This window comes from Cohnella sp. LGH (genome assembly GCF_017671885.1).
GTDB classification, from domain to species: Bacteria; Bacillota; Bacilli; order Paenibacillales; family Paenibacillaceae; genus Cohnella; species Cohnella phaseoli.
This window is the reverse complement of the sequence record NZ_CP072117.1, coordinates 6709704-6729972: the sequence shown is the minus strand read 5'-3', so window position 1 is coordinate 6729972 and position 20269 is coordinate 6709704. Positions and strand designations below refer to the sequence as shown.

At 52.6% G+C, this 20269-nt stretch carries 12 protein-coding genes; 11 read left to right on the top strand and 1 reads right to left on the bottom strand.

Features of this window, described 5'->3' with window-relative positions:
• Window positions 1–3 precede the first annotated feature (3 nt).
• The 11 genes from J4772_RS27925 (at window position 4) to J4772_RS27875 (ending at window position 18727) form a co-directional block, all read left to right on the top strand.
• Complete coding sequence (locus tag J4772_RS27925; protein ID WP_209072372.1) at window positions 4–1194, top strand: response regulator transcription factor; 1191 nt, start codon at window positions 4–6, stop codon at window positions 1192–1194.
• 18 nt (window positions 1195–1212) lie between these two features.
• Window positions 1213–2991 (top strand): cache domain-containing sensor histidine kinase, encoded by a 1779-nt coding sequence (locus J4772_RS27920; protein WP_209072371.1) that lies wholly within the window; start codon window positions 1213–1215, stop codon window positions 2989–2991.
• A gap of 1 nt (window position 2992) precedes the next feature.
• A complete protein-coding gene (locus J4772_RS27915) occupies window positions 2993–4084 on the top strand; it encodes a response regulator transcription factor (protein ID WP_209072370.1) in 1092 nt (363 codons plus the stop codon).
• A 114-nt stretch (window positions 4085–4198) separates the two neighbouring features.
• The gene (locus J4772_RS27910; RefSeq protein ID WP_209072369.1) at window positions 4199–5917 is read left to right on the top strand and encodes an ABC transporter substrate-binding protein; all 1719 of its coding nucleotides are present in this window, start codon (window positions 4199–4201) and stop codon (window positions 5915–5917) included.
• 27 nt (window positions 5918–5944) lie between these two features.
• Entirely contained in the window at window positions 5945–6961 is a 1017-nt protein-coding gene (locus J4772_RS27905; RefSeq protein ID WP_371822918.1) for an ABC transporter permease, read from the top strand.
• A gap of 12 nt (window positions 6962–6973) precedes the next feature.
• The gene (locus J4772_RS27900) at window positions 6974–7894 is read left to right on the top strand and encodes a carbohydrate ABC transporter permease (RefSeq protein ID WP_209072368.1); all 921 of its coding nucleotides are present in this window, start codon (window positions 6974–6976) and stop codon (window positions 7892–7894) included.
• A 32-nt stretch (window positions 7895–7926) separates the two neighbouring features.
• Window positions 7927–14058: an endo-1,4-beta-xylanase gene (locus tag J4772_RS27895; protein WP_209072367.1), complete on the top strand. Its 6132-nt coding sequence runs from the start codon at window positions 7927–7929 to the stop codon at window positions 14056–14058.
• A 158-nt stretch (window positions 14059–14216) separates the two neighbouring features.
• Window positions 14217–14774 carry an RNA polymerase sigma factor gene (locus J4772_RS27890; RefSeq protein ID WP_247740872.1) on the top strand — a complete coding sequence of 186 codons (558 nt, stop codon included), beginning with the start codon at window positions 14217–14219 and terminating at the stop codon, window positions 14772–14774.
• Window positions 14771–16315, top strand: coding sequence for an ABC transporter substrate-binding protein (locus J4772_RS27885; protein WP_209072366.1), 1545 nt, complete (start codon window positions 14771–14773; stop codon window positions 16313–16315). The genes J4772_RS27890 and J4772_RS27885 overlap by 4 nt, the downstream gene beginning before the upstream one ends.
• Window positions 16312–17685: an ABC transporter substrate-binding protein gene (locus tag J4772_RS27880; protein WP_209072365.1), complete on the top strand. Its 1374-nt coding sequence runs from the start codon at window positions 16312–16314 to the stop codon at window positions 17683–17685. The genes J4772_RS27885 and J4772_RS27880 overlap by 4 nt, the downstream gene beginning before the upstream one ends.
• A 148-nt stretch (window positions 17686–17833) precedes the next feature.
• Window positions 17834–18727 carry an alpha/beta hydrolase gene (locus J4772_RS27875; RefSeq protein WP_209072364.1) on the top strand — a complete coding sequence of 298 codons (894 nt, stop codon included), beginning with the start codon at window positions 17834–17836 and terminating at the stop codon, window positions 18725–18727.
• 110 nt (window positions 18728–18837) lie between these two features.
• Here the strand turns inward: J4772_RS27875 and J4772_RS27870 are convergent, their stop codons facing one another.
• Window positions 18838–20184: an ankyrin repeat domain-containing protein gene (locus tag J4772_RS27870; RefSeq protein WP_209072363.1), complete on the bottom strand. Its 1347-nt coding sequence runs from the start codon at window positions 20182–20184 to the stop codon at window positions 18838–18840.
• Between the last annotated feature and the right edge of the window lie 85 nt (window positions 20185–20269).

Below are 20269 nucleotides of genomic sequence, written 5' to 3'. Positions count from 1 at the left end.
TGCTTGCCGATCCCTTGCTGCAGCGGCAAGCGGATCGGCCAAAAGCATTTATTTCCATGGTATAATGAGGATTATTTTCATAAAGAGGGTTATTTTCGGAGGGAGAGGATCCCGATCTTCACCGTGCTGCTCGTTGACGACGAACCGCTTGTATTGGAAGGTTTAACGTTCATGATCGATTGGGAAAGCCACGGTTTCCGTATTTGCGGCGAAGCTTGCGATGGGGAAGAAGCGCTGAATCGAATTCAGGAGCTGAACCCCGATCTGGTCGTGTTGGATATTAGCATGCCGGTCATGGATGGATTGCAGTTGATCGAGCACTGCACGAAGGCGCTGAATGTGCCGAGCCGATTCATCGTTCTGAGCGGGCACGATGACTTCGCCTTCGCCCAGAAGGCGCTGACGTGCGGAGTGCTTGATTACTGGCTAAAGCCAATCGACGTGGAGGAAATTAACGCAACACTCGGTAAGCTGGGCAAGGAGTGGTCGCATCCGAACGAAGAGGAGGCAGTCTCGACGCATACGCTGTCAACGGCCTGGACTGTCCCGGATGCCGATGATCCGTTGTTCGCTGCGGAGGACTCCCTGTTACTGGCAATTCAAGCGGGCGATTTATCGGTGATTGACGAAGCGGCCGGAAGACTGTGCAGCCAAGTGGGGCTTTCTTTCAAAGGGGATAGGGAGGCGAGCAAAGCATTCTTATCGAATGTGTTGTTGGAATTGATCTGGAAGGTGATGGAGGGAGAAATGACAAACCCGGCTCCGGATGACGAACACACACTCTCGCTTCCGGTTCTGCCGAACAGGCCGGAGCGCTGGCCCGATATTTTAGCGTCGTTTGCCCGCGAGACGATGAAGCAATTGACGCGGCAGAAGGCGATGACCGGTCCCGTAGGAGAGGCGGCCCGAATTATCCGGGAGCGCTACTGCGAGCCGCTTCAATTGCAGGCCGTTGCGAAAATGCTTCATTTTCAGCCCGCTTATTTGGGGCAGTTGTTCAAGAAGCAGACGGGAATGTCTTTCCTCGATTACGTTCACCGCACGCGCATCGAGGCGAGCCGCAGGCTTCTGCGGCGAACCGATCTGAAAATTGCCGACGTAGCCCGGACGGTCGGATACGCCGATCCCGAACAATTCGCCGCAAAATTCAAGCAATGGATGGACATGCCCCCCTCTCAATACAAAAATGGCTGATTCGAAGGAGGCATCCGAATGCGCAAGCCGATCGTCTGGCTCAGCTTTGTCAACAACATCCCGCTCAAATGGAAGTTCACACTGATCTACCTCCTTTGCGTCCTGCTGCCGATCTTAACGATCAATGTCCTCTTCTTCCAGCAGATGTCGGAGAATATACAGACCCGGGAACACAACAGCCTGCAAATCACGATCGAGCGAGCGGCCAAGAAGACGACAGACATGATCGAGGGCGGAGTGACGCTCAGCCATTCCATCGCGACGGACCGCAACCTGTACGAGGTGCTGGACACGGAATACGCCGATATTGTCGATTTCTATGAAAGCTTCAATAATATGCTGAGCAGCAAGATGAGGCCGTTCATGTCCGCCTATACGTATGTCGAGAATATTTCAGTGTTTACGGAAAATCGAACGCTCGTGGCCGGGAGCAATTTCTTTATTTTGGACGAAGCGGCGAAGCGCACCTCGTGGTATGAAGCGGCTTCGGCGTCTCCGTCGGCCGTCAACGTTCTGATGTATACCGATGTCGATCCGATTAACGCGAAAGCGAGTAAAGGATACTTCAGTATTGTGCGCAGGCTGAACGAGTACCCGATGTTCGGGCGTTATGCCAAGTATTTGCGCATTGATCTCAAGCTCAGCAGCTTCGACGAGATTCTGGAGCAAGAGGAGCCGTACATGACGATCAACATGCTGGGTCCGCAAAATCAGGTGCTCATCCCCTCCTCTCAGTATTTGCAGAAGGCCGTATTGCAGGACAACCATGGGGACGACGGCTTGATGTTCCGAAGCCCCCTCGGAACCCCCTCCTATATCCGCGATTGGAAGCTTGTCGGTATAGCGGAAAAGGATCGCTTTCAGACGGCTGTCCAGAGCTCCAGGCATTTTATCTGGATGCTGGCCGCCATTAGCACGCTGCTGCCCACCTCGCTTATTTTCATCATGCTGCGTTCCTACAATTACCGGATTCGCCGGCTTTCCCGCCACATGGAGAAAGCAAAGAACGAGAAGTTTGACCTGATCGTGCTGCGCGAGGGGACGGATGAGATCGGCGGACTGATTCGCAGCTACAACCGGATGGCGGCTCAGATCGAGTCGCTGATTAACGATGTCTACAAGCTCGAGATTCAACAGAAGGATATGGAGCTGGAGCGGATTCGCGCGGAGATGAAGCTGCTGCAAAGCCAGGTAAATCCGCATTTCCTGTTTAATACGCTGAATGCTCTGCTCGTCGTCAGCGCCAAGAACGGCTATACGGAAGTCACCGATATTATCCGCAACTTGTCCCAAATGCTTCGGCGGATGCTCAGTTGGACCGACTCACCCGTCACGCTGCAGGATGAGCTTCATTTTACAGAAATGTATTTGAAAATCGAAAAGTTTCGGTTCTCGGACCGTTTTGATTATGTTTTTAACATCGAAGAGGAAGCCGCAGGCTGTCTGCTGCCGAAAATGTGTATTCAACCGATTGTTGAGAATGCGTGCAAGCACGGGCTGCAGGCGGTGAAGGGGCAGCGCGTTATTCGTATTGAAGCGCGGCGCTCGGACGCTTATTTGCAAGTGCAGATCGAAGATAACGGCAAAGGCATGGACGAGCAGCGGTTAACTGAAATCCGAAGTCTGATGAACGGAAGTCTTGATGCGGACGAGAACGTGGGCATTCGCAACGTGTATAAGCGACTTCGGCTTCATTATGGGGAGCGCGTCGATTTCTACATCGACAGCCGACCGGGCGAGGGGACTAGAGTCAGCTTTCGGATTCCTGCCTTGTCCTCGAATGAAGGAGGAATATGATGTGTATACAGTGCTGCTGGTAGATGACGAGCCTTGGGCGATCGAAGGCTTGCAGATGTTCGTGGATTGGGAAGGACTCGGCTTTCGCATCTGCGGAGTGTGCGAGAACGGCGCTGAGGCGCTGGCAGCGGCGCGCAAGCTGGTGCCGGATGTCATCGTGACGGATATCCGAATGCCGGAGCTAGACGGCTTGGGGCTGATCGGACAATTGCGGGAGGAGAGTGCGGCACCTGCCGAATTCATCGTGCTTAGCGCCTATAGTGAGTTTGCATTCGCCAAACGCGCCATGCAGCTCGGCGTTCATCATTATTTGCTGAAGCCGATTATCGAGGAGGAAGCGGCTGAGGTGCTGACACAGATTCGCATGCGTTTGGACGTCAGCAAGGCGTACCGCCATGCGGCGAACAACGGCGCTGAAGAGACGTCGCTGCCGACTCTGGCCTTACAGCGGATGAAGGATGTGCTACAAGCGATCGAAGATGCGGACAGAGGGCGGGCAGCGAACGTCATCTACAGCTTGTTCCAGGAGCTGGGCAGCCGATCGGCCGAATGGGTGGAGCTGTTCGCAGGCTCTTTGACCATCCGCTGCAGCAAGCTGATTCGCGAATCCGGCGGCGATCCGGGTCTGCTGCTAAGCTCCCGGCCGGATACCGAGCTGGCGTCCGTGCAAACGCGTATTCTCTCGTATATGGAGCAAGTGATCGGAGCGCTGCAATCGCTTCGCGAGCGCAGACCCGGCAACACGATGGCAGAGATAGACGAGTACATTTGCGAACATTATCGCGATCCGCTGTCCATCAGGGACATAGCGGCACGATTTTATTTGAACCCCGTCTATTTAGGAAAAGCTTATCAGGACAAATTCGGCTGCGGCATACTCGAACGGATGCATGATTTGCGGATTGCCGAGGCATGCGAGAAGCTGCGCGGCACCTCCGAACCGATCAACGCGATTTCGGAGCAGGTCGGGTATTCGCACTACCATCACTTTTTGCAGCATTTCGAACGGCGTACGGACAGGAAACCGGCGGAATACCGAGCCTTTATAGGCGATGCTTGGAGAAGCGAACCGCTGCTTGAAACCGATTTTTGAGGGGGGTACACATTTAATCTGTGAATTGTAACCGCATACAGGAAAGCGCTAACATAGATATAGCAAGACGATAGCGCGCCGTCTTGCGCCATATTCCGTGAAGGAGGATCTAACATGGGGGTTAGCACTAGAAAAGCAGCTACAGGATTGTTGACGCTGATTTTGACTTTCAGTATGGTTGCGGCAGGTTGCTCCAAGAATGGCAATAATGAGGGCGACTCGTCGTCGGCATCGGCATCGCAGAGTCCAAGCGCTTCCTCGGGCGAAGCCAACTCGCCTGAAACGAAAGTGGAGCCGTTCACGATCTCTTTGTTTACGGCCGCTACGGGACCTATCCCGACAGACGACAACAAAATATACAAGGAAATTAAAGAACAGCTCGGCGTGACGCTGAAGGAAGAATATCTGGTCGGCGATATCGAGCAGAAGCTTGGCGTTATGATCGCCGGCGGCGATTACCCGGACATGATTACGGCAAATCCGAAGCTGACAGCGGCCAAAGCGGTCATTCCGCTGGAAGACCTGATCGAGCAGAATGCGCCGAACTTGAAGAAGCACTTTGGAGCAGTATGGGAACAATTGAAGGATCCGGAAGACGGCCACATCTACTGGCTGCCGAACTACGGGGTTTATCAGGGCGACTTCAAGCCGACGGATTATATGGGACCGGCCTTCTATATTCAGAAGGCAATTCTCAAAGAAAACGGCTATCCGAAAATCCAAACGTTGGAAGAATACTTCAAGCTGATTGAAGATTATGCGGCCAAGTATCCTGAGATCGACGGTCAACCGGCGATCGGGTTCTCCTCGCTCGCCTTTGACTGGCGCGATTGGGGGCTGCGCAATGCGCCGCAGCATTTGGCAGGCCATCCGAACGACGGAGGCGTTCTCGTCGATCCGAATACGAACGTTGCAACGCTATTTTCCGCTACGGATGTAGCGAAGCCGTACTATAACAAACTGAACGAAATCAATGCCAAAGGGCTGATGGATAAAGAAGCGTTCGCGCAAAACTACGATCAGTATTTGGCGAAGCTGTCGAGCGGCCGCGTGCTGGGGATGTTCGACCAGCGCTGGAACTTCGGGCAAGCTCACGATTCGCTTGTCTCTCAAGGCAAGTTCGAACGTACTTATGTCGGATTCCCGCTTGTCTACGACGTGAACACGAAAGACTACTATTTGGACCGTCCGCCGATCAATCTGGGCAACGGCTTCGGTATCACGGTTAATGCCGAGGAGCCTGAGAAAATTATCAAGTTCATCGATACGATTCTGTCGGAGAAGTGGCAGAAGCGTCTTAACTGGGGCGAAGAGGGCGTCGACTATCTCGTCGGCGACAACGGACTCTACTATCGGACGCCGGAAATGCGCACACAACAAGAAGACGTTACGTGGAAGCAGAAGTATAAGGCGGAATCGCTCTGGGGCTACCTGCCTAAATTGGAGGGCAACTATGCGGACGGCAACGCCGACGGTCCTGGCAACCAGCCGGACGAATTCTTCGCAAACCTGAAGGACATCGACAAAGAGTTGTTGACGGCCTACGGCTTCAAAACGTGGACGGACTTCTTCTCGACTCCGCCGGAAAACCGCGTGTCGTACCCGGCATGGAACATTGATCTTATCGAAGGCTCCCCGGCGAAAGTCGCCAACCAGAAGATGAAGGATCTGGATTTCAAGTACTTGCCGAAGGCGATCCTGAGCCAGCCGGACAAATTCGAAGAAGTATGGGGCGAGTATGTCGCTCAAATGGGCAAAGTGGATACGCAAGCTTATTTGGATCGAGTTAACGAGCAACTCAAATGGCGCGCTGACACTTGGACGAGTAAATAAGACGAAGGAGGCGGAAGGTTGGAGCGAATGTTCCGGCCTTCCGCTCGTTCGAGACAGGAGGCGGAAGCGATGCCGCAGCATAACATTCACAAGGTTGAAGTCGCACCAAGGTCCGCTCCGCGGACCGCTACGTTCTGGAGGAAGATGGTCCGTCAGCGACAGCTGATCATCATGTCTTTGCCAATGGTGGCCTATGTTCTGCTCTTTGCCTACGGGCCCCTCTGGGGCTGGCTGATGGCGTTTCAGAATTTTAAGCCGATGGCGGGAGCTTCGATCTTTGAACAGAAATGGGTCGGACTGGATCAATTCAAATTTCTGTTCATGGATGATGGTTTTATCCGGGTACTGCGCAATACGATCGCGATGAGCTTCATCTCGCTCATTCTCGGGTTCGTCACGGCCATCGGCTTGGCGCTGCTGCTTAACGAAATCAAGAAAACGGGCTTTAAGCGGTTGATCCAGACCATCTCGTATCTTCCGCATTTTCTGTCGTGGGTTATCGTTACGGGTCTCGTCTCCATGGCGTTATCCACCGAAGGCGGCATTGTGAACATCGTGCTCATGAAACTGCACATTATCAATGAACCGATTCTGTGGCTGGGAGAAGGCAAGTACTTCTGGGGAATCGTGGGGATGACCAACGTCTGGAAGGAAGTTGGCTGGAACACGATCATCTACTTGGCGGCCATTGCGTCCGTCGATCCGTCCTTGTACGAAGCGGCGGAGGTAGACGGAGCAGGGCGCTACCGCAAAATATGGAATATCACACTGCCTGGCATCAGGCCGATTATCGTTATTCTGCTGATTATGAACGTAGGCTGGATTCTGAACGGCGGGGGTTTTGACATTCAGTATTTCCTCGGCAACGGACAAGTGCTCGACTGGTCGGAGACGATCGACATCTTTGTTCTGAAGTACGGGCTCAAACTCGGAAACTATTCGCTCGGCGTCGCAGCCGGCATATTCAAAACCGTAGTCAGTATCATTCTACTCTACTGCGCGAATTTACTCGCCAAGCGTCTCGGCGAAGAGCGACTTATATAAGGGGGGCTCCGCATGCAAACGACCATCAGAAAATTCAAGACGGAGCCGTTCCTGTTCCATACGCTCAACTTTTTATTCATGATATTCGTGGCGATTGTGACGTTATATCCGTTCCTCAACACGCTGGCGATCTCATTCAACTCAGGACTCGATACGACGCGCGGCGGCATCTACTTGTGGCCGCGGGAATGGACGTTCAAAAACTATGAGGCGGTATTTGCAACCGGGAAAGTGTATCACGCATTCTGGGTGTCGGTCGCCCGGACCGTGATCGGCACGGTGGTCAGCGTTTTCCTGACTGCTATGCTGGCGTACACGATTAGCCGTAAGGAATATATGTTCCGCAAATCCGTTACGCTGATTTTTGTCCTTACGATGTATTTTAGCGCCGGCCTTATTCCTTCGTATTTTTTGATCAAGGATTTGAACTTGCTGAATACCTTTCTTGTTTATATTCTGTTTCCGGGAGCGGGAGCGGGGCTGATCAGCGCATTTAACATGCTTGTCGTCCGCACCTATATTCACACGCTCCCGGAAAGCTTGAACGAATCGGCAAAAATAGACGGCGCAAGCGACTTCCGAGTATTCTTCAGCATCATTTTGCCGATGTGTACGCCGGTTATCGCGACGATCTCGCTGTTTACGGCCGTAGGTCAATGGAATACGTGGTTTGATACGTTCATTTTCGCCTCGTCCCGCCAGGAGCTCAGCACGCTTCAATTCGAACTGATGAGGCTGTTGTCTTCGTCGGTGAATTCCAATGCCAATCCGAGCTTGTCGTCTACAGCCGCCAAGGACACCGCAACGATGATTACGCCGTTGTCGATCCGTGCCGCCATTACGATGGTTGCGTCTGTGCCGATTCTGGTTGTGTATCCGTTTCTGCAGCGGCATTTCGTTTCGGGGTTGCAGCTAGGAAGCGTTAAAGAGTAGTGCGATCTAAGAAATGGAGGGAAACTTAACCCATGTCAAAGCCAAAGCCAGCGTCAAAGCCAATTAACAGAATGCTCGCGTTTCTCTGTTGCTTGGCCATGCTGCTTACGCTGGTGCCTGCCAGCGCTGCCGCCAACGAAGTCGTCGACGAAGCATTCGGGATAAACGATGGTTCTATGAGCACGCTGTCAGCAACGCAAGCGACCGCCAGCTTCGGTACGCCTGTGTTGGGCGCCAATGACGATTTATGGAATACGACGATGACCCTTTCCGTAGACCAAAGCACCATTCCGGGCGACCCGCGCTCGCACGCCACCGGCGAGGGCAGAGTGCTATGGGACGAAGATTTTCTGTACGTGCGCGTTGTAGTAACAGATGAGGATGTGTATGAAAGCTCAGTCGCTAGCAATCATTATATGTACGACAGTGTCGAATTCTTCGTCGGACCGGGAGCAAGCGGAGCTAATCAGTGGCGTATAAACGCCGTGGGTTCTCTATCCGGACAAACCGCCGGCGGCAGGGATTCATGGACAGAAATAACCGAAACAGGATATATCGTTGAAATGAAGATTCCCAAGCGGGAACTTACGTTCGCGAGCGATGCCCTGATTACATTTGAAATCGGGATGAACAATTCCACAGCGGCAGGGAATGACCGGTACGAGGTCGTATCTTGGTACGGCGAACCTGACAGAGGTTATAGCAGCCACTCAGGCTTTACGGACAGTCTGAAGTTAATTGGCGGCGAGGGAGTCGTCAGGCATTTGATTAAAGCCTCGGCAGGCGACAACGGTACGATTGCGCCTTCCGGTTTGGTTAGGGTTGGAGCAGGGAGCAGTCAGGAATTTGTCTTCATCCCGGCGCCCAATTATATCGTTGATGAACTGACGGTGAACGGGCAGACGGAATCGGTTACCGGCAACAGCTATACTTTTACCAACGTAGCAACTTCCGAACAAGAAATACACGTAACATTTAAACCGGATCCAGGCGCATGGGTTTTTGACTTCACCGTTTGGAACGATAACTTTGCCACCGGTGAATTTACCACAGCTGTTATTATTGACTTAGGAGAAGGCGAGGAAATCCAAAGTTCCGAGCTCAATAAGTCCATGTTCTCCGTTACAGGCAAGAACATGAGAGGCAGCGATGTTGCGTTTAATGAAACCCGCAAAATTAAAAGGGTATACGCAAACTCAGAGCCTAAAGTGCTCGGTTATCTAGGCGAGGTTAGAAACTCACCTGATTATCAAGCGGGACTCGATAAAGGCCGTTACATTGTCATCGAGTTTGAATGGACACAAGGCGGCGGAATTGGGACATTGGCTAACTCCAACTCCACAAAGCAACACTACAGCGTATCCGCTACACAAAGTTTCAATTTGGTTAGCGGAGGCGCCATTGATAAAGCGGTATTTGTCCAGAAAGAGGTTGTCAACCCGCTCATAGACCCGTTTGAAGCCGGGCCGGTTATAGACGGTGCCAGTTTAGGTTACACACGCTACCTTCACAAGGACGCAAATGGTAATCCGCAAAAGGGACTTCCACTTTACGTATACACCCATGGCATGTCGCGTGGAGGCGAAAACCCTGATCTTGACCTTTTTTCACCGTTAAGATCGGCAAATGGCGCTATTGCTCTGATGCAACGGATAGAGAAAAACCCCGAAAAGTACGCCAGCCATATCCTGGCGCTCCGGTATACGGGCACATCCGTTCCGGCACCGGCCACCGTCAAGAAATATATTGACGAATTGGTTGAACAAGGATGGGTAGATCCGAACCGTATTTATGCGGCGGGCTTCTCTTGGGGCGGTCAGTACACGAATAGATTAATCAACGAAATACCCGGATTGTTCGCGGCTGCCATGCCAATGGCTCCGGTTTCGGGATTTCCCACAGTGACTAATGCGGAAGCTAACGCTCAACTGGCTTATTGGATGTTTGTCAATGAGTATAATACTGGCACCAATAACAACTATGTTAATAATCTCAATAGTTTCGTAAGCACCGCCATGCCGTCTTATGACAACGCAAGGGTCACGCTTTTCAAAAATACGAATGACGCGTTTGTATGGCCCTACGATCAATGGCCCAAATCGGCGGAGCCTCTTCAGGACTATGTCGGGCATGAAGTGGAAGCTGCGGTTTTGTATAACAAAATCGATGAGCCCTCCAATTCCTGGAACATTAAGCCAACCGCCCAATCTGCGAAGTTAGGGAATTGGAATGATGATTATTCTGACGTATTCGAATGGATGTACGCTCAGTCCAAGGGCCCTGGCGAGCCGAAAATCACTGTTGTATACGATATGCAGAAGGATAACGCTATCAAAGGTAAAGCTGAAGATACCGCTGTTACCGCATTTGACGGTTTACAGCTCAACGGTTCCCCCACCGTTACCATTAAAGATGGCGATAGCGGCAAGAAATCGCTCTTGGTGACTGAAAGAACGCAGAACTACTTCGGAGTGGATATCAAGGGCTCGCTCTTTACCGATCTTGATGAGAAATATACGATTACGGTCAAAGGCCACCTTCCCGCCGGCGTTTCCACAAGCAACGCCATCCTGCAAGCTACGGGAGACAAGACAGACGAAGGTCAATACTATGCGTGGTTGGTTAATAAGGCGGTTGCCGCAGGCGACAGCTTTGAACTCACGATGACTAAAAGCATCAACGAGATCATCAATGAAAACGGCAAGGACTTTGCCAGGTTACAGATTCAATTGCAGGAAGCCGATAAAGACTTCTATATTGATGACATTATCATCACTATTGAAGAAACCGGCAATGGGGATAACGTCGTACTGTTCTACGAAAATTTCGAGGATTATAAGGACACCTTCGTAAAAGACGGCGACGTTGCGGATGTGGCGGTGTCTGCCGACGTTGCGTCTAACGGCACACGCAGCCTGTTGGTTGACTCGCCGTCGTCTTCGCAAGACTACGCCGGTGTTGTCCTCAACAACGATAAGCTTAATGCGCCGGGTATGCAGCCTACAGGTAAATATCGCTTTACTGCGCAGGTTTATGCCGCAGGCCCGGAAACGGGAACTCCGACAATAGGAATACGCGTGGATTCGACTACGAACGGTTCCGATTCATGGGGGGGCATATTTAGCCAAAGATTTAATCTGACACGCGGACAATGGACCCGTATTTCGTTTGACTTCGAGGTTCCGGAAAACCACGAGCTTGTCAAAAGAATCGCATTTATCAATGTCGCCAGACAAACAGAGCTCAAGTATTATATTGACGATGTTAAGTTGGAGGTTTTAAGAGAGCCTGTTCCAGTCGTACCGCTGGAGTGGGAGAGCGGATTGCCTTCGCTCTATGAAGCCTACGAAGACGACTTCCTGTTCGGTAATATTATGGAGCCTGGAACCTTGGATAATACCGGAACTCTCGAAATGTATAAGCATCATTACAATGCGGTATCGGCAGAGAATGCGATGAAGCCGGAGAGCTTGGTGAATAATAACAGGGAGTATAACTTCGAAAATGCTGACAGATTGGTAGATTGGGCACTCACTAACGATATTAAGGTTCACGGACATACACTGGTATGGCATGCCCAGTCACCGTCCTGGCTGACGAGAGCTGATTCCGGCCAACCGCTCACCCGTGCGGAAGCGAAAGCGAACCTGGAAGAGTATATTAATACCGTCGCAGGGCATTACAAAGGCAAAGTCATTTCCTGGGATGTTGTTAACGAAGCCGTTTCAGGCGGATCGAATTCCCCATGGAAGCAAGCCTATGCAAATGGAGCGGATACAGCTAAAGGCGAAGAAGGCGACGATTACTTATACGACGCGTATGTATTCACCCGTCTGGCAGATCCGGGCGCTACTTTGTATTACAACGATTTTAATGAACACTTGTCTCTGAATCGTCAGCAAATCTACAATATGGTCAAAAAATACAACGACCGTTGGAAAGAGGATGTACGGAATACGGATCAGGACCGTCTGCTTATCGAAGGGATCGGCATGCAGGCGCACTACTGGACCGGCGAGAGCAGCTCTCTTATCGATAACGTAACCGCAGCGATTGATCTATACAGAACGCTCGGCGTTAAGATTAGCGTGTCTGAGCTGGACATTCCGGCAGGAAATGCCGGCACAACAAAGACAGCCACCGATGCGGAGAAGAGAATTCAAGCCATTCTATACGCGCAGCTATTTGAACTCTACAAGAAGAATGCGGATATCATTGAGCGTGTGACCCTGTGGGGCAGAGAAGATGCGAGCAGTTGGCGCGGCGGCAACAACGGCGATGCTTCGCCATTGCACTTTGATAACAAACTTCAGTCCAAACCGGCTTTCCAGGCCATATTGGACCCGGTGAAATTTTTAGAAAACACGGAGCTTCCCGAAGTGTACGTCCCCCCGACAGCAAACGCTGTGTATGGCACGCCTGTATTGGGTGAGAACGATCCGGCTTGGGCAACGGCTCCGGTGATCAACGCGAACAAACAAGCAGTGGGTAACGCTAATGCAACAGGAAAAGTTAAAGTTCTGTGGGATAAGCAAAACATGTATGTCCGTGTAGAGGTCACTGACAATGAAGTTGATGTTAGCTCGGCAAATGCGTGGGAGAGGGACTCCGTTGAGGTGTTTTTAAGCGAAACCAACTTCAGGGGAGGCTACAGTGGAACGCAGGGCAACCAGTATCGTGTGGATGCCGACGGCGGAACCTCGCAAAAAACAGATGCAAAAGGCTGGGGCATAGATTCGGGAGAGGGCTACTCCTTTGCTGAGCGCACGAGCTACGGCTATCTTGTGGAAATGAAACTCCCATGGCGCGCAGAAACCGCTCCGGAAGAGGATGGGGTTGTCGGTTTTGATATTCAAATCAATGATCCGCCTCCTGCCGCCAGCAGACCGCAAGTCACTTGGAGCGATCCCGATGCGAATGGTTATAACTCCAGCATCAATTGGGGCAATCTCAAGCTGGCAGGGCAACAAAGCAGCATTTCCTATACTGTGACGGTTGTCAACGGAACAGGAAGCGGCAATTATAACACAGGCGAATCGGTTCAGATCACAGCAACAATCCCTGGCGGAAAGAGATTTGTCAGATGGGACATTAACCCGGACGTTACATTTACAGATGGCAGCCGAACCAGCGGAACGGCGACGTTCACAATGCCAGAGAATAACGTTACGGCGACAGCGGTACTTACGAACTCCGCCGGTAACACTGGGCCGTCGTCACAACCTTCAACTTCGACACCATCAACACCATCGGTACCGTCGACACCAACAAGCGATTTGATAGCGCCGAATGATATTTCGTCAGGCATTACGATTGCGAATGGCCAAGTCGGCGCAGTTGTTGAAGCGAACCAATTGAATAAAGTGATCGGCAGTAAAAGTGAGCTTGTAATTACCAACGGACGTTATCAAGCAAGCTTTGCCGCCGGGCAGCTGAAGGAATGGGGCCTTAAAGAGGACTCCAAGGTTACCCTCATTTTTGCGCCAAGCGATGTCATCATTAAGGATAATACCGTTAATAAACTGGTGAAGACGGATAAGGTGAATGAGACGCTGCTGAAAGAGGTCTATGAGATCAACATCAAGACAGACGGTCAGACTGTTGGTAAAACCAAGACGCCGACAAAGGTTACAATTAACGTTTCCGACTTCAATCTGACCGACGAGCAGAAAGCTAACTTCACCGGTATCATTTTTGATGAACAAACGCAGAGCTACCGTCAGCTAGGCGGCGAGTTCTCGCCAGACGGCAAAACCTTTGAATTTTACACCTATGAAACAGGCGTGCATGGAGTGATTGTTTCGGACAATTTGTACAAAATCAACTTCAAAATTGGCGACCAAGTATTTTCGAAAAATGGAGAGCAAATGGATAATGACGATGCGCCTTATATCGCCGGGGGCAGGACAATGATGTCGCTCCGTGCGGTAGCTGCAGCGTTGGATGCGTCTGTGAGCTGGATAGCGGGTACAAGAACCGTTGTGATTGCTAAAGGCGGCGTAACCTTGAGACTTGTTATAGACGAGCAGTTGCCTGACGGTATGGGTTCTGCCACTTTATCTCCAACTGGCCGCACATTTGTGCCAATTCGGTATATTTCAGAAAATCTTGGCGCTAATGTAGTGTGGAATGCCAAGAAGAAAACGGTTGATATTTACAAATAATAAGCCCCCAATAGTACAGTGAAAAACCTTGCCGATAAATGAAGGCAAGGTTTTTTACTGTGAAATCAATCCCCTGATCTGCCGTTTCGGCGATTTAATTTCCTGCAAAGGGAACTTTCTCCGGCCTGGCTCGTCCTATTTCTTGGGAGGGATCGGAAGTGGCTTTTGATTACTTAAAGCATATGACTTGCGGAGTGGACAAGCACGCCCTGTTTGACGAGCTCATGATGACTTACGGCAGAGACGTATGGAACTACGCCTATTTCATAACCAAGCGCAAGGAGCTTGCGGAAGATATCTCTCAGGACGTATTTGTGAAAGCTTACGAGCATCTGGACTCCTTCCGCGGCGGCTCAAGCATAAAATCCTGGCTCTTATCCATTACGCGCAATACCGCTCTCGATTATCTCAAAACCGCCTGGATGCGCAGGGTGCAGCTGTTTCCCTCCTGGTTCCGGCAGGATTTCCAGCGTTCCGCAGAGAGCGAGTGGTTCGGCAGCGAAGAGAAAAATCGCATTTGGAGTCTCGTCTTGGAGCTGCCGCGCAAGCAGCGAGAAGTGCTGATCCTCTTTGCCCATTACCGCTTGTCTATGAAAGAAATTGCCGAACTGCTGGATATTTCCGAAGGCACGGTCAAATCCCGGCTTCATCGGGCAAGGCAATCGATCGGCTCGAGCTTGTCGGAGAACGCCGAAGAGAGGAGCGAGCGCTTATGAACCGGAACCGGAGCGACTGGGAAAAAGAGCTGTCCGAAGCTCCGCTCGGAATCGGAGGCTTCAACGAACGCACAATGCGAAAGATTAAGGAGCGTGTTACCGTGCCCGCCACTCGTAAATCTAGATTCCAGCCGGCCTTTGCCGGGGCTATGGTCGTTCTGCTTCTCGTATCCGGCTGGTGGATGAGAGATTCGCTATCGGGCTGGTTCGCCGGCAAGGAGGGCGGGGAACCAGCCCGGACCGACGCTTGGGATCAGGAGGATGTCGTTCTCAAAATCCAATACTACGACCAAGCCAGCTTCATGAACGAATTCGGCCTCCCGTTCGTCGTACGGCATCCGAATGCGCAGATTGAAGTCCCGCCTTCTCCGGAATCGACGGACCCGGAGGATTATAAAGAATGGCTTCAACAGTACGAGCCGGATTTGCTGCAAGTTCCGCTGTTTCTGGTCGATTCGCTTTCGAAGGAGGGGCTTATTCAGCCGCTTGACGCCTGGGCCAAGAGGGACGGCTTCGAGCTGGACGACTTCCACGCACCTGTTATCGGTACGATACGGGAGGCCGGAGACGGCGCTCTGTACGGATTGACGCCCTATTTCGAAACCTATGCCCTGTACTATAACAAAAGCTTGTTCGACCGCTTCGGCATTACGCCTCCGGAAGACCGAATGACGTGGAACGAGGTGCTTGAGCTTGCCGCCCGGTTCAACGGGCAGAAGCAGTCCGGACAGCCGATCTACGGGCTGGCGACGGATAGAGGAATGTCGCCCTTCGAGCTGATCCGGAGCGTCGGGCAAGCGGACGGACTTCGCCTAACCGACTCCGATCTGAATCCGACGATCGATTCTCCCTCGTGGCGGAATGTTTGGGACAAGGTAGCTAGCGGCTTTAGGGAGGAGTGGATTTTCGAAGGGGTGTGGCCGTCCTCTGCATCGGACGGTCATATCTCAATGACTGATCTATACAAAGCCGACCCGTTCCTGAATGGGCATGCTGCAATGACATTCAGGCCGAGCTATTACCGGGAGGACGTGTTTTCCGCTGTCGATCAGATCGGATTCCGGGACGAATGGGGAATTGTGACTCAGCCGGTCTCGTCGGATCGCTCCGATATCGCCTCCGAATTTTCGATTTCGATGGTATACGCGATCAACGCGAAGTCACCGAACAAGGACGCCGCATGGGCGATGCTCCGCTATATGACAGGGCCTGAGCATGCGCAGAGCAATCGGAGCAAGCATTACCGGGCCTTGTCTTCGAGACCTCCGGCTTCGGAAAGTAATCCGACGACCGGAGAGAGCGCCTTCTACAGGCTGGGCGTCGACAGCTCTGCCGTTCTGCGAGACGAGGAGTCGATGTACAGATCGCCCAATCCGTCTTTTATCCAATCCGTACTAGCTGCAGGAGAAGAAGAAGCGCGCGGGGCGATCAAGGGAAGCCAATCGCTGGAGCAAGCAGTGGACAATTTGCAGAAGCGAACGGAAGAGCTCGTTGCCTCCGCGAAGGCGACGAAGGAAGAGCGAAAGGAGAATAAGCAATGAACGAAATACGGAATCGGGCGCGGCAAACGCTGCTATGGGCGGTTACGGTTGCCGCGCCGGCCGTTCTGCTGTCCGGCTGTCAGTCCGAGAACAAGCCGGAAGCGCCCAAAGAGCTCGTGTTGGGCGTAATCGATGAAGAAACCTACAATTATCAATTTCGGGCTATATTCGAAGGACGTTTTCCCGACTGGAAAATTACGCTTGCGCCGATGGGCGACCGCAAGCTGTATGAGATGAGAGGGGGGGAAGCCATTAAAGTATTTAACGAATACCTGGAGCTTAATCAACCCGATCTGTTCATTATGAACAGTTTGATGTATCAGCCTTTGGCAGACGCTGGGGCATTTAGGGATTTAGGCCAGTGGGTGTCGCGTGACGCTATGGACTTGAATGTATTTTCTCCCGGTATGATCGAACAGATGAAGGACAACGAAGAGGGCAAGCTGTTCGGGCTATCGCCAAGCTTTCGAACCTCCGTCCTGTATTACAATAAAACGATGTTTCGATCCTACGGAATTGAGGAGCCTCAGGAGCGGATGACGTGGAGCGGGGTATTGAGCCTGTCCGATCGATTTACGCAGGATGCGTCCTTGGAGGAGGGGAGCTACGGCTTCTACGAGCCGTACATCAGGTCTCCTTTCGATCTGGTCCAGGTCGTGGCTCAGACGGAGGGGCTGAGTTTTGTCGACACCCGCAATGGCGGAATAACGATGCAGAGCGAGGAATGGAAACGGATGTGGCGCATGGTCGCCGATTCCTATCGCCGCGGCTCGCTCGGGTTAAACGGCCGAAAGCAGAAGGTCGTCGACGGCGTAACTTATGTCGGCAAGGAGGAGCAGGAAGCCTCTGATTTGTTCTACAAAGGCAAGGTGGCCATGACCTATGGGCAAGTCGATCTGATGCAGAAGCTTAAGGCGAAGCCGCCGTCCTTCGAATGGGGCGTGCTTCCGGGACCGGTCAGCGAACGAGATCCCGAACGAACCTGGTGGTTCAATTCGGACTACATCTTCGTTGTTCCAACCGTCGCGAGCCGCCCGGAATCGGCCTGGAATGCGATTCGCGAGCTCCATTCGGAGCCTGTCGGCAAAGTTTACGCTTCGGCGGGCACCGACCTGTCGTCCTTGAAGGATTACCCCAAATGGAAAAACGATCTCGACTACGAGCCCTTTTACCAGCAAAAAGGATGGCCGAAGCCGCCGAACTTTGTAACCAGCGTCATACCGACGGAATTTTACCAACCGTTCAACAAGCTCGTCGCCGAGCAGATGGAGGCTACAATTTCAAACCAAATCACAGCGGAAGAGGCGCTTGAGGCGTTGCAGCAGGAAGGACAGAAACTGCTCGACGGGTCCATTCCCGCTAGCAAGTAAAGGATGTTCAAGCTGCTTGAAGAGGTGTCGGGATCGAGCTTCCGACATCTTTTCCTTGCCCGTTTTTTCTTATTCAAATAGCCTGTAAAACGGAGGGATCCGGGTTAAAATAGAAGCATTCCATGTTTTCGTAACGGAGGGGAGCAGTATGTCGATTCTCGCATGGATGATCGGGAGCGCGGGAGCGTTTACGGGAAGCGCCGCGGCAGCGCTGTACGGGATTACGGTGAAGGCGCAACGGCCTCGGCTGGTTCCGAATGAGGCTTGCCCTCCGGCACCTTACGAGGAAGCGGATTGGAAAAGCGGAGGAGCAACGCTGAAGGGCTGGTTTATGCCGCAGCAGTCCTCGTCCGCACCGGGACCGGCTATCGTCGTTGCGCACGGCTGGAGCTCCAATCGTTCGCGGGTAATGAGGTATGCGCTTCCGCTACGCGAGCAGGGCTATTCGATTCTGATGTATGACGCTCGCAGCCACGGGGACAGCGATTACTATAAAACCCCGACGGGCCTTCAGTTCCGCGACGATCTGCTCTCGGCCATCGAGTGGCTGCTGCGGCGGCAGGAAGTCGACCCGGCGCGAATCGGCGTCATCGGTCACTCCCTTGGCGCTTTCGGGGCGGTGCTTGCGCTGGATGCGGGAGCTCCGATCGCCGCGCTTGTTACCGACTCGATGCCGGTCAGACTGTCCACGATGATCGGCGCCGAGCTTCGTCGGCGCAAGCTGCCGCAGTTCCCGCTGGCGCAGCTCGTTCCGAACGTGATGCTGTGGCGCAGTCGGATTCCGCGTTCGATGTTGAAACGGGCCGATCCCGTGCGTATTCTGAACGACAACGCGAGTACGCGCCGAACGCCGGTGCTGCTCGTTCACTCGCGCAAGGACGGTTTTATACCTCCGGAAGAGCTCCAGCTCATTTTATCCCGCACGCCGAATCATCCCCACTTGTTCGTAAATGCGGAGGGACATAGCGCTTCGGATCGCGATCCCGCATTTTGGCCGACAGTGACGGCCTTTTTCAGCGAATCGCTGCATTCGCTTGAATAAAAAAAGTAGGCTAGCGGCAACGGGCCGCTAGCCTCAAGTTATATATTATTGAAAAGGGGGGTCATGTTTGTATTGTACCCCCTGAACATGAAGATCAGATGAAAGTCATATTACGGTTCGATTACAAAAACGATTGACCCGATTGCTTTCCGATCGCCGGGCAGTACCGTGTAACCGTAGACGTTATGGTCCGGACCGGGAACGGAAATCATACAATACGCCATATTCCGATCTTTCGTCCAGTAGAGATACAGCATCAGGCTTGCTTCGCCGGCGGCCAGGTCTTCCTGACCGACCTCAGCTGCGTTGACCGGTTGCTTAAGGCCTGACTGCGCGTAAGCGTAGGCCCAAACTTCGGATCCGTCCAACTCGTCTGTGAATTTGTAAGGCTTTTTGCCGAAGGCGGTTAGCGCTTTGGCGGGAGTCAGACCGTTTTTTACATGATGGAACACGATGCTTGCATCTTCGCTGGGAGGCGTTAGTTCCTGTTCCTCCAGCTCCATGCCGATCAGTCCGGCAGTGTCGACGGCGTTGCGTTCCCGGACTCTGTCGTAGACGGTAGCGCCCTCGTTATTGACCGTATCGGGGTTGACGCCATGCTTAAGTAATTGTTTGAACAAGCTGGGGTCGTCTACTGCATAATAGAGTGCCGAATTTCCGAACCGATCTGTCGCGTTCGGATCGGCCCCGGCTTCCAGGAGCGGGACGCAGGCATCCGGCAATAGGCTGCTGGCGGCAACGAGCGCGTGATCTCCTTCGGGGTTCCGGGCATTCGGATCGGCGCCGTGAGCCAGCAGCAGTTCAACGATTTTCAGAGATTTCTGACGGCCTGCCTGGAGCAGCTCAGGGTCAGGCATGTCCGAAGGCATATCGGCACGGTAGATCGCAGCTAGCAGAATCGGTATGTCGTAAGCGTCGTTCGCGTTCGGATCGGCTCCTTGCTGCAGCAGCCGTCCGACCTCCTCTATATCCCCTTCAAATATTGCATCTCCCAGCGCCTGTTCTCCGTCAGTCTTCGCCGTCTGCTTATTGCCGCTTACGGGGTTGCCTTCGGTAGCGGGTTCAACGTCTTTCTCCGTGCTCGCTGTCGCCGGCTCCTTCAATTTCTCTTGATTGGCGCGGAAAAACTCCATCGCTTCAAGCAACGTGGAATCGCGTCCCTCCTTCGAGGAGAAGTACATCAGCACCAGTTGGGTCCAAAGCTCGGCTTCCTCGTTCTTGTCGGCGGATACGGAATACACCTCTTGTCCCTGATCTCTCCAATCCTTCAGAATTCCGCGAACCAACACAAGCATCCGGTCGTACCCGACTGTTTCCTCCCAGTCATTCGCCATAATTGCCGTCGACAGCTTGAATAAGCTGTCGCTTTGCACGCTGCGTTCCTGCTGCGCGCCGGAAGAACACCCGACGAAAGCGAGCATCAGCGCAATCCACGCGACTCCCCATAATTTACGCATCTTAGTTCTCTCCGCCATCTCCTAATGATTTTCGAAATCTATTGTAACGTTATTACGGAAGTTCCCCAAGACAAAAAAAGGAGGC